Source organism: Alteromonas sp. ISO5 (assembly GCF_058105165.1).
This window is the reverse complement of record NZ_CM176572.1, coordinates 3,823,399-3,835,209: the sequence shown is the minus strand read 5'-3', so window position 1 is coordinate 3,835,209 and position 11,811 is coordinate 3,823,399. Positions and strand designations below refer to the sequence as shown.

8 protein-coding genes are annotated in these 11,811 nt (G+C 48.0%); 4 read left to right on the top strand and 4 right to left on the bottom strand.

Annotated elements, in window-relative coordinates:
- The first annotated feature begins 93 nt into the window (after positions 1–93).
- The 3 genes from AC2T0J_RS17210 (at position 94) to AC2T0J_RS17200 (ending at position 2,577) form a co-directional block, all read left to right on the top strand.
- Entirely contained in the window at positions 94–309 is a 216-nt protein-coding gene (locus AC2T0J_RS17210; RefSeq protein ID WP_489806994.1) for a YgaP family membrane protein, read from the top strand.
- Positions 310–326: 17 nt separating this feature from the next.
- Entirely contained in the window at positions 327–2,234 is a 1,908-nt protein-coding gene (locus AC2T0J_RS17205; RefSeq protein WP_489806993.1) for a putative bifunctional diguanylate cyclase/phosphodiesterase, read from the top strand.
- Positions 2,235–2,343: 109 nt separating this feature from the next.
- The gene (locus tag AC2T0J_RS17200; protein WP_489806992.1) at positions 2,344–2,577 is read left to right on the top strand and encodes a PGPGW domain-containing protein; all 234 of its coding nucleotides are present in this window, start codon (positions 2,344–2,346) and stop codon (positions 2,575–2,577) included.
- A gap of 99 nt (positions 2,578–2,676) precedes the next feature.
- On the opposite strand, the gene AC2T0J_RS17195 is transcribed toward AC2T0J_RS17200, so the two are convergent.
- Complete coding sequence (locus AC2T0J_RS17195) at positions 2,677–3,330, bottom strand: class I SAM-dependent methyltransferase (protein WP_489806991.1); 654 nt, start codon at positions 3,328–3,330, stop codon at positions 2,677–2,679.
- A 238-nt stretch (positions 3,331–3,568) separates the two neighbouring features.
- Positions 3,569–5,941, bottom strand: coding sequence for a phosphoenolpyruvate synthase (gene ppsA, locus AC2T0J_RS17190; RefSeq protein ID WP_489806990.1), 2,373 nt, complete (start codon positions 5,939–5,941; stop codon positions 3,569–3,571).
- 188 nt (positions 5,942–6,129) lie between these two features.
- On the opposite strand from ppsA, the gene ppsR reads away from it, so the two are divergent.
- Positions 6,130–6,942, top strand: a complete 813-nt coding sequence (ppsR, locus tag AC2T0J_RS17185; protein WP_489806989.1) for a posphoenolpyruvate synthetase regulatory kinase/phosphorylase PpsR — start codon at positions 6,130–6,132, stop codon at positions 6,940–6,942.
- Here ppsR and AC2T0J_RS17180 read toward each other — a convergent pair.
- Entirely contained in the window at positions 6,939–8,909 is a 1,971-nt protein-coding gene (locus AC2T0J_RS17180; RefSeq protein ID WP_489806988.1) for a tetratricopeptide repeat-containing sulfotransferase family protein, read from the bottom strand. The two genes, ppsR and AC2T0J_RS17180, sit on opposite strands and share 4 nt — an antisense overlap.
- Before the next feature lie 84 nt (positions 8,910–8,993).
- Positions 8,994–11,720 (bottom strand): TonB-dependent receptor, encoded by a 2,727-nt coding sequence (locus tag AC2T0J_RS17175; protein WP_489806987.1) that lies wholly within the window; start codon positions 11,718–11,720, stop codon positions 8,994–8,996.
- Positions 11,721–11,811 lie beyond the last annotated feature (91 nt).

Below are 11,811 nucleotides of genomic sequence, written 5' to 3'. Positions count from 1 at the left end.
ATTTACTCGGCTATATTCCCTTACCGCTTGCAATTAAATTTAACGAATTATAAGGTCAGGCTATATAAAGAAAATTTCTGCAGGATGTCGTCAATGGCGTTTTCATCGAACCTCAACCCATGGGATCGTTCTATTCGTGGCGTAATTGGCATTTGCGTAACTGCCTTTGCACTATTCAATGGTGATATCATCGGTGATGTGTTTATCGAGGTTTTGCTGGGTGTCTTCGGTTTACTGAATCTGATTTCTTTGTTTTCAGGCTGGTGTCCTGTTTACCATCTGGCAGGCATTAACACTCGCAAACACTAAACAACATCGCGATACCTATGCAGCAAATTGCCAAAATAAAACAGGACAAGTCAGTTAAAACAAGGCTGATTTGGGCGTGTTTGTGTGTGGCTCTGCTGGTGTCGGCTATCTACGTAACGGTGTCTTACCGGCTGACAGCGGATATTACGGTTAGCTCTGAATTAAAGGCCATGGCGCATATCACCAGTCTGGTCAGCAATGAGCTCAGTCAGGTAAACAATACCTCTGACGTCGATTCCGTTTTAACCGAAATTCTGCTTTCGACGGTCGATACTCCGGCCTTCATCAGCGTAAAAACGTCATCGCAGCAATGGCATAAGCAACTGGCGTTGTCTGCTTCTGAACGGGGCAAGTTACTCGGGCAAATCGCCAATGCAGCAAACAACGTTGAACCTATTGAAATGGATGGCAACACGTACCTGTGGCAACGACAACAGATTAATCAGTTTACAGTAACCTTTGTACAGCGGACCCAGGCACTGGATATCACCCTGGGTTTTGTGGCCAAACGACTGCTAATCACTTCCATTATCGTGTTCTGGATAGCGGTATGGCTGGCCCTGACCCTGGCCTCATATATTGCGAAACGGGTAGAAAAAGTGAATGAGTCTTTGGCATACATCGCCACCCACGACTCTCTCACCGGACTCCCTAACCGCTTATACCTCATTGAGCTGCTTGAAAACTCGCTGGGTCAGGCGACTGACGGCGCCGACACGCCGGTTGATGAAGGCTGTTTATTAATTATTGACCTCGACCGCTTTAAAGAAGTAAACGACTCCTTTGGTTATGCGGCAGGAGACAGCCTGCTAAAAGAAGTCGCCCGGCGTGTAAAAGAGTTAATCAGTGCACCTGTCGAACTTATCCGCACTGGCGGCGACGAGTTTTTTATTTGGGCTCCCGGCTTTACTATTGACCAGGCTAAGTCGCTTTCTTTAGAAATAGTCAACTCCTGTAATTCCCCTATATTAATTAACGGACTCACCGTTAACAGTGGTGCCAGTATTGGTATCTCTCACTATCCAGGCCAGGCCAATGATACCGCCGGGTTAATTGTCTGTGCCGATACGGCCATGCATAAAGCTAAGGCGATGCGCAGTGGCTGGCAAGTGTATGACAATAAACAAATCGCCGATTATAAAGATATACTGCAACTCCGTGCAGAGCTCAGTGATGCCCTGACACAGCAACAAATCATTCTGTACTACCAACCTAAAGTTGATTTAGCCAGTGGCAATGTCATTGGCGCAGAAGCGCTTTGCCGGTGGCAGCATCCGCGATTGGGATTACTCGGCCCGGCTGAGTTTATTGACCTGATTGAACATTCCGGCAAGGTTCAGGAGTTTGGCCGTTACATCATCGCTACCGCAGCCGCTCAGGCTCAACAATGGCACTTAGCCGGACTGCTGGTGCCGATCGCCATTAATCTCTCGCCTTACAACCTGCTGGACCCAGGGCTGGCAGAATTTATTGGTGAAACGCTCACACGCCATCAAATCCCGCCGCGTTTTTTTGAAATTGAACTCACTGAAAACGAAACCTGTATCAACATTAACCATATCCAGACTGTCCTGGCACAAATCCGTGAGTTAGGTGTGAGTCTGGCGATTGATGATTTTGGCACCGGCATGAGCTCACTGGCATATCTGTCTGAACTACGGGTGAATGTGCTGAAAATTGACCGGACATTTATATCCGACCTGACCACGAACCAGGGCCATCGGGCAATTATTGCCGCGGCAGTTACGCTTTCTCAGTCCTTTGGCTGCAAAATGGTAGCAGAGGGCGTTGAAACCCGGGAGCAGGCACAAATGCTCTACGATATGGGATGCAGAGCAGCACAGGGCTTTCTGTATGCCCGCCCCATGCCGGCTCAAGCTTTTCATGACCTGCTGGCGCAAGCCAAACCGCAATTTAAGGCGTAGACAAACGTTGGGCGCACAGCGCGATATATTTTATTACATTTAGGATTTTGTTTCCGGGCCATAACTGGGTAAACTAGTGTTTATTAATTAACCGCTGGCGTCCAGATCAATGAAGAAGACCGTCCGATTAAGCCTTGGTGCCATACTTTTCCTGACCGGGATTGTGCTTACTCTGCTACCAGGTTCAATTTTGCTGGTGATTGGTGGGTTAATGCTGCTCAGCTATGACTTGCCAAGAGCGCGTACGTGGTTGCGTTTTTTTCAGAATCAAATGGCCCGCTCTGCCCGCCGCCTGGACCAGTTATTACTCAACCGCAAACTCAGCAGATCACGTATCAGGTAACTAAGCTCTGAGGATCTCGGCCAACTATGATTCGCCCTATCCCACCGACACAAACACGCTAACACACGAAATCTCTAGCTGGATAAGTTGAGAGGTTAGTTATTGCCGCATAAAACGGAGAATGTGTCCTTTAAAAACGGTGTCCAGATAAATCGTATTGTCAGGTTTAATTAACGACGATTGGTAACCAAATCCCATGAGCTTTTTGACGAGCTTATTTTTCCTTCCCCGACCTGGATCAACAAGAATAACTTCACACTGTGGTTTCGCGTGCGCATGAATAAAATCTGACAGCAGCGCTATATGCTCATCTTCGTACAAAAGATCACTACCAATGATTAAATCAAAGAGCCCTAAACTATCGTTATCATCTGCCCACCCCGTCCGCTCAAAAGGAATTGGCGTGTCACCATTGAGGCTGGCGTTTCGCTTTAAAAAGAGTTCAGCTTCAGGATGATAATCCGTGGCAGTAATATCAGCATGTTGCTTGTTCAGGAGCAAACTGCTCAAAGCCATGCCGCAACCGACCTCTAAAATGCGCCTGGAGCCAATTTTGATGGATTGCATATGGTGAGCCAGTACTAAGGCAGACGGCCAGATGACACCGAATATAGGCCAGGTAGCAGAGGATATGCCCAACTCACTGGCTACACTTTCAGGATCATAAAACTCTTGTTTATCCCGCAAAGTGCAAAGGTGAATATCGGTTTTCCCAAACTCAATGGTTTGGTAGCGTAAACGCAGATTTGTCATTTGGCTATCTCAATGATTGAGCGCTCAGCCAGCTATCGGAGATAAATGACAAAACGAAGAGCCTTTAGAGTATAGCGATCCCCGTAAATAGCAATGAATTTAATTTAACTGGATGAAGTAGAAGGAAGTTTTTCAACGGCCGTGCTCTCATCCACCCGGCCAGCACCACCTACAGTGGAACCGTGTCTACACGCACAAAAAAGCCAGCTTACGCTGGCCTTTTCATTACACCCACTGGTTATCCTAGTTTTTCCGCCAGGTACAACCAGGTTTCTACCACCGTATCCGGGTTAAGAGATACGGAGTCAATGCCCTGCTCTACCAGCCATGCTGCAAAGTCTTCGTGATCAGACGGGCCTTGTCCGCAAATCCCCACATACTTACCGCGCTTTTTAGCGGCCTGAATAGCCATAGCCAGTAATGCTTTAACCGCGTCATTGCGCTCTTCAAACAAATGGGCAATTAATCCTGAATCACGGTCCAGACCCAGGGTCAGCTGCGTCATGTCGTTAGAGCCGATGGAGAAACCATCGAAGATGTCGAGGAACTGGTCAGCCAGTAACGCATTGGAAGGCAGCTCACACATCATAATAACGCGTAAACCATTCTCGCCTTGCTTAAGGCCTTGCTCAGCCAGCAGTTCGATTACCTGACGACCCTCGTCTACGGTACGCACAAACGGGATCATTATCTCAACATTGGTTAAGCCCATTACATTGCGAACGCGCTTAATGGCCTCACACTCGAGCGCAAAGCAGTCACGGAAGTCTTCCGATACATACCGGCTGGCGCCACGGAAACCCAGCATCGGGTTTTCTTCGTCCGGCTCATACTGATAACCACCAACCAGATTGTAGTATTCGTTAGACTTAAAGTCAGACATACGAACAATCACTTTCTCTGGCGAGAACGCCGCGCCGATAGTGGAAATACCTTCTACCAGTTTCTGAATGTAAAACTCTTTAGGCGACTCGTAACCGGCAATCATATCGCTGATTTCTTCTTTCAGCTCCTCTGGCTGAGTATCGAAATTCAGCAGTGCTTTAGGATGCACGCCGATCATGCGGTTAATAATGAATTCCAGACGCGCCAGACCGACCCCTTTGTGTGGAAGACGGGCGAAATCGAAAGCACGATCCGGATTACCCACGTTCATCATCACCTTAGTAGGTGATTCTGGCATGGAATCAATCTGTGACGTGGTGACATCAAACTCCAGTTCCTGATTGTAAATATAACCGGTATCACCTTCTGCACAGGATACGGTTATCGCGTCGCCGGTTTTAATGCTATCCGTGGCGTTACCACAGCCTACCACGGCAGGAATACCCAGCTCGCGGGCAATAATAGCGGCATGACAGGTACGGCCACCACGATTGGTAACAATCGCCGAGGCTTTTTTCATGATCGGTTCCCAGTCCGGATCGGTCATGTCAGTCACCAGTACATCGCCGGCCTGGATCTTGTCCATCTCATCGATGGAACCCAGTACTTTGGCTTTACCTGCACCAATCTTGTGACCAATTGCCCGGCCTTCACAGACAATGCCTGCTGAGCCTTTAAGCTGGAAACGTTCAATAGTTTGTGCATCTTCGCGGCTGCGGACGGTTTCAGGGCGCGCCTGAACAATGTACAGCTGCCCATCAGCACCGTCTTTGGCCCATTCGATATCCATTGGACGGTCGTAGTGTTTTTCGATGATTTGCGCTTGTTTAGCCAGTGCCATCACTTCATCATCGGTTAATGAGAACGTTTTGCTGTCTGCCGGGTCGATATCAACAATAGTGACCTGGTTACCATGGCTCTGATCTTCAGAGTAAATCATCTTGGTTAATTTGCTGCCCAGGTTGCGGCGCACAATGGCTGGCTTGCCGTTATCCAGGGTAGGTTTGTGAACGTAAAATTCGTCGGGGTTAACGGCGCCTTGTACCACCATTTCACCAAGACCGAATGAGCTGGTAATAAATACTACGTCTTCGAAACCTGATTCGGTATCGATGGTGAACATAACACCAGACGAAGAGATATCACTGCGGACCATGCGCTGCACGCCGGCAGACAATGCTACGCCTTTGTGGTCGTACCCCTGGTGCACACGATAAGAAATAGCGCGATCGTTAAACAGGGAAGCAAACACATGCTTAACCGCTACGATAACCGCATCGTAACCTTTCACGTTAAGGAATGTTTCCTGCTGACCTGCGAATGAAGCATCCGGCATGTCTTCCGCGGTGGCAGAAGAGCGCACCGCAAATGATGCTTCCTCACCGGCGTCACCCTGCAGGGTAACAAACGCAGTGCGGATTTCTTCTTCGAGTTTGCCCTGGAAAGGGGTATCGATAATCCACTGGCGAATATTTTTGCCTGCTTCGGCCAGTGCCGATACATCGTCTACGTCTAGCGAGTCGAGCACTTCATGAATTTTAGCTTCAAGTCCGCTTTGTTCTAAAAATTCATTAAACGCGTAAGCTGTTGTTGCAAATCCTCCAGGTACTTTTACACCCGCGTTCGCCAGGTTTGAGATCATCTCACCCAACGAGGCATTTTTACCGCCAACACGATTCACATCGTGCATGCCTAACTCTTGATACCAAAGTACGTATTCTTGCACTTTACAGCCTCCAGCTTGTCACTTTTTCTTTACGTTCACTCAGCGCGAACTTGTAGGGTAGAGGTTAAACCATCACTGATTTTAATTCAGGCTGGCTTTTCCATAGGGAAATTCTAAAATGCCGATTATAAGAAAGTAAAATTTTATTTCATTTCGTAATAAATTTACGACAAAGTTAAGGAGTTGTTGTGCGCACTGCATTTTACATTTCGGACGGAACTGCTATTACTTCAGAGGTGTTTGGCCACGCTTTATTGTCACTTTTCCCAACAGAATTCAATCACAAGACAATTCCTTTTGTTGAAACTGAAGCACAGGCTTACGCCGTAATTGAAAAAATATCTGAAAGTTTTCAAGATACCGGGGAACGACCGCTCGTTTTTTACACAGTTGTAAACCCCGATGTTCGGCGAGTCATCGCAAGATCTGTGGGAATTAACTACAATTTTCTCGACCAATTTGTAGCGCCACTGGAAAAGATCATTGGTGTACCATCAAAACCAGAAAAACATCGCACTCACAGTATTCATGAAAAAACTTATGATATTCGTATAGAAGCAGTTAACTACGCACTGGCTAATGATGATGGCTCAAATCTTAAGGATTATAAAGAAGCAGACATTATTTTAGTGGGAGTATCGCGCTCCGGTAAAACACCAACCAGCCTTTATCTGGCCCTTCAGTACGGCATAAAAGCCGCCAACTACCCGTTTACCGAAGAAGATATGGGAGACATGCTAAAACTGCCTCCGGCCCTGCGCCAGTTTAAACAAAAACTGTTTGGCCTGACTATCGAGGCATCGAGACTCAGCCAAATCCGCTCGGAACGCCGTGCAAACAGCCGCTATGCTTCGATTCAGCAATGCCGTATGGAACTTCGTGAGGTGGAGAATTTATATCGTAAAGAGAAAATACCGTTCTTAAACAGTACCAAGTACTCCATTGAGGAGATCTCAGCAAAAATACTCGCTGAGACCGGCCTGCAACGACGTAAATACTAAGCGCGAAAGCGTTTCAGCAAAGGGCCAAGGTGCGCTTCAAACGGCTGCCAGCGGCCCTGCCCTTTACGGTTAATCGGTTGGCGAACCTGTTCTGCGCTGGGCGTTTTAATCAACCGGTCGGTCTGGTGAAAGTCCAGGCAAGCTTGTTGGAAAGGCACGCCAAGGTAATCCAGCATACGCCTAACCTGGCCCTCAAGATCATCCAGCACATCTTCGTGCTGAACGCGCAATACCGCACCGGGTAATATTTTATCCCAGTGATCCATGAGCTTTTCATAAGCCTGATAATAGCGCGACACGTCTTCTAATCCGTAAGAAAATTCCTGCCCTTCACCAAACAGTTGCTTAAAGTTACTAAAGCAACAATCCAGCGGGTCACGGCGGGCATCGATAATTTTAGCATTTGGCAAAATACGTTTAATAAAGCCCACATGCATAAAGTTGTTGGGCATTTTATCAATAAAAAATGGTGCCGAATTGCGGTAGTAACGGGTTTGCTGAATATATTGTTTGCCCAGCTCATAGCACTGCTCAGCGGATAGCTCAGCAATTGAATAAGGATAAGGCTTACCGCTTTCACTTAATTGCGCCCCGACAGAAGAAGCCAGACTAAGGATATTATGCAGCTCCATGGTGCCATCAATATCAGAATGTGACGCCAGGATTTGCTCCAGTAAGGTAGACCCTGCCCGTGGCATACCAACAATAAAAATAGGCTCCGGTGACGGGAAACCGCCAGCAAGGTTAGCAAACCCCTCACCGCGACAAGCGTCTGCCTGCGCAGCCATCGCTTCTTCGGTGCGAGCAATATCGTAGCCGGTAGAGATAAGTTTTAAGCGATTGCCTTTTTCGTAGTAGGTGAACGATTGTTCAAATTGCCCGGCATCCTCAAACCCTTTACCCAGTGCAAAACACAAATGAACACGGTCTTCAACACCGATGGATGACTGTGCTTCAATATCAACCATATCCTGCAGGGATTTATCGTCAAACCTATAAGATTTCATGTTAGCGAGGCTCCAGTAAGCATCGCCAAACTGCTGATGATAGTGTGCCGCCTTGAGGTACGCCTCAATCGCTTGTTGTTTATTACCGGTGGTTTTGTATGCATGGCCTAATGCCAGCCATACGCCGGGACGATCCTCGTCGACGCTCAGCAAAGCACTAAAAATAGCGATGGCGTCTTCCGTGCGGTTAATCCCCAGCAGCGCATTGGCTTTGGCCATCAGAATTTGTAAGTTGTCCGGATAGGTAGCCAGCTGTTCATCGCTGATTTCCACCACCCGCTGATGTTTACCAAGCTTAGCCAGCAGGCCAAGATAAGCAATCACCGCTCTGAGATTATCCGGATAAAGTGCAACGCAGCTTTCTAACAAAAACTCTGCATCGTGATAAACCTTCAGTTGAATACCCAACTCTGCCAGTAACAGCATCCCTTCGGGATGATGCTTATGTTGTTGTAAAAACTGACGGCAGACTTTTTCTGCACTAGCGAGCTGTTTTTCATACATCAGATCATAAGCCCCCAGAATGGGAGGCGGTAATTGCTCCAGATGGGCAATATGCTGCATTGCCAGTTGCTCGGCAGTGCTATCCTGGTGCTGACGGTAAATGTTGAGTAATTGTTTCCAACTATTGATCAACGCCGGATTGTAATGGGTCGCCCGAAAAAATGCGCTGGCGGCTTTGTCCTGTTGATTGAGGGCCAGATAATTATAAGCCTGTTCCTGATAAGCCCGACCATGTTCCGGCCGCAGATTTAACAGTTCATCAAGCTCCTGCAATGCCTGATTGAACTGATTTGCCATCCGCTGTGTTACAGCTGATAAGTAGAAAAGTTCGATCCGCAGTGCAACCGGTAACTCAAGCGCTTGCAAAGCGCTGATTTTTCCCATTGCTGCATTGAGGTTTTTGCTTTGCAGAGACTGCTTAATTGCCTGAAACTGGTTTGAAAAATCTTGAGTCATAACGGCTGCTGTATTTTTAACTGATGACGAAAAAGGCAGGCTCACGCCTGCCTTTTAGTTCTTATTATTTATTAATATCAGTTATTAATAATAATCGAAAGAGAAACGAACGCCCACTGTGCGAGGACGGTTAGTCACCACTTTTGGTGTGAACTGCTGGGTATCGATGTTCAGAATAGCCGACTCATCGAACAGGTTGTCGATAAATAGCTCCACTTTCCAGCTGTCATCTGTCATGCCCACCGACACGTTACTGATCACGTAGCTTTCCTGCACGTAACGACCACCGCGGAAGGTGTTACCGTCAGCGTCGGGGTAAGACACACCATCGAATACCGCCGCTTCGTCTTCAATTTTCAGCCCTGAACCCGCACCGTAGATAAGTTGAGTGGCATCTTCCATTACATAGGCATCCATGACCATGCCGGCTAAACGATCACCGGTATAAGCTACTGATGCATTCACAAAGCCTTGCTGTCCACCATCCAGTTCGAAGTAGTAACGCGCGTTAATGTTACCCGAGAAATCTGCCGAGTATGGCAGTTTAGCGCCAACCCCTGGTGCAATACCTTCAAGCTCCGAATTGATGCTGGTAAGCTCTGTGTCCAGCCAGCTGAAAGCCGAGTTAATCACCAGGTCATCGGTTGCCAGCCAGGTAATATCGGCATCAATACCTTTAATTTCAGCATCACCCACGTTGTCGGTAAATACCAGAAAGCTGATGTTAGTCGGGTCGAAACGCGAGGTCTGCAGATCGGTAATTTCTGAGTAGTAAGCCGTAGCGTTAATACGCAGGATACCATCGAGGAAATCACCTTTCATACCCACTTCATAGTTATCCAGCGTATCTGTGGTGGAGTATACCGGTACCCGGAAGTTCTCGAACGCTGGCGCGCCTGATGGGTTAGCTGCTGCATCTCCCCCTAAACGGTTGGTAACCGGCGGACGGAAACCTTCCGAGTAGTTAGCAAACAGCAGCAGGTCTTCGCTGGCTTTCCAGTCCAGGCCTACTTTAATGATGGTATCATCCACGGTCAGTACGCCGTCGTTATCCAGCAGGTCCACTTCCAACTGACCATCGTCAATGGCATCAACCACACCTTGACCATCAAGACCTAAGTCTTTGTACACATTCGGGTCGGTAACGCCCTGCCCATAGGCTTCAAGACGACCGGTTACGTCACGGGTTGAGGTTGCACCGCGGTAAGTATCATCAATCTGATACCAGCGCGCGCCAAAGCTGGCGGTTAAGGTATCAGTCAGGTCATATTCCAACTGACCGAATACCGCAACCTGCTCGATGGTATGGGTAATGTCATTCACAAAACTGATTTCTGGTGAGAACGGCCCGCCGCTACTATTTATGCCGCGATCACCGGCCAGACTGTTCCACGGGCCAGAGAGGTTTTCAAAGATTTCCGGGCTGGCAATTTTAAACTGACCTACCGACGCGACTTCCTGATCGTCATAAAATAAACCAGCCGTGATACGGAACGGCGCATCGAACTTGGTATCGATACGGAATTCGTGGGTCATACGAGTGCTGGTAGTGTCTTCTTTATAATATTTGGTTGGGTCCAGACACCGGGCATCGTTCGGGTTATCCGGTGTGTCATAATGGGTACACACATAGTAGGCTGAGTACAGGCCACCGTTGGTATAACCAGTGTAGTCGGTCAGTGTATCAATTTCACGGTCTAAATAACCACCGGCATACACCACGTCGAGCTTGTCCAGACGGCCATCTATTGTCCAGGTCGTTAAACCAAACTCATCTGAGTTTTCGTCGGCCTGAAAACGCAATGCTTTGTTTTCGCCTACCGTTGGGTCATAGGCAAATACACCCTCGGTATCCAGCGTTTGCTGGGTGTGCTGAACCAGCAAATCCCAGTCTGAATTAATGTGGTAAGACAAACCAAAGCGGGCACCCGCATAGACCGCGTCATTAAAGTTATCTTCCACGTGCTCACTGTTACGCGGCGTTATCACCGAAGCTTCACTGCGGGCAAAACCATTCACTTCTCGTCGGTTATCCATTGCAACCGGATCTACACCCATGCCTTGCAGCGCCAAACCATTATAGCCACCGGATATTCGGTCGATCACCACCGCACTGCCGATATAACCACCATTATTGGGATCATTTTCGATGTTATCAATCCAGCCGCCCTGTTTGTCATTATAAGCAACCACGCGCAGTGCCAGGTCATCGGTTGGCGTGATATTGATATACGCTTCAACCGTATTGCTCATATCACCGCCTTTAGTGGTGGCAATGGCTGTATCAAACCCGGCAGAAAAACCGGCGTGGTCTGGCTTACGAGTAATTAAACGCACCGTACCGGCCTGTGAGCTGGCACCAAACAGGGTACCCTGTGGCCCCGGCAGTACTTCTACACGTTCAACATCGGTGGCAAAGATATCCAGGTTACGACCAGCCATAGAAACTGGCATTTCGTCCTGATAAAACGCAACTGATGGCTGTAGTGCCTGAACTGACGACAGCGTAATGCTGGATTGCGTGGTGGCTGCACCACGGATATAAATTTCGTTCTGGCCTGGGCCGGTGCCCTGGAACACCACGTTAGGTAAAAACTCTACGTAGTCCTGGAAGTTGTCGATACCCATGTTTTCCAGGGCATCGCCGCTTAAGGCTGATACCGCTACCGGCACGTCCTGGATAGACTCAGTACGCTTGGTGGCAGTCACTTCGATGGTTTCGATCGAGGCTTTCGATTCGCTTGCCTGGGCAAGCACGCCATTAGATGCTAGCGCAGCGATGACTGCACAACTAAGGTGTGTTTTTCTCATAAAACAATGTTCCTAATTTTTTTGAAGTGAGCTGAATTATTTATTATTGATTCATTTTTATTGCTATATAGCCTAGCAGAAATAATATTAA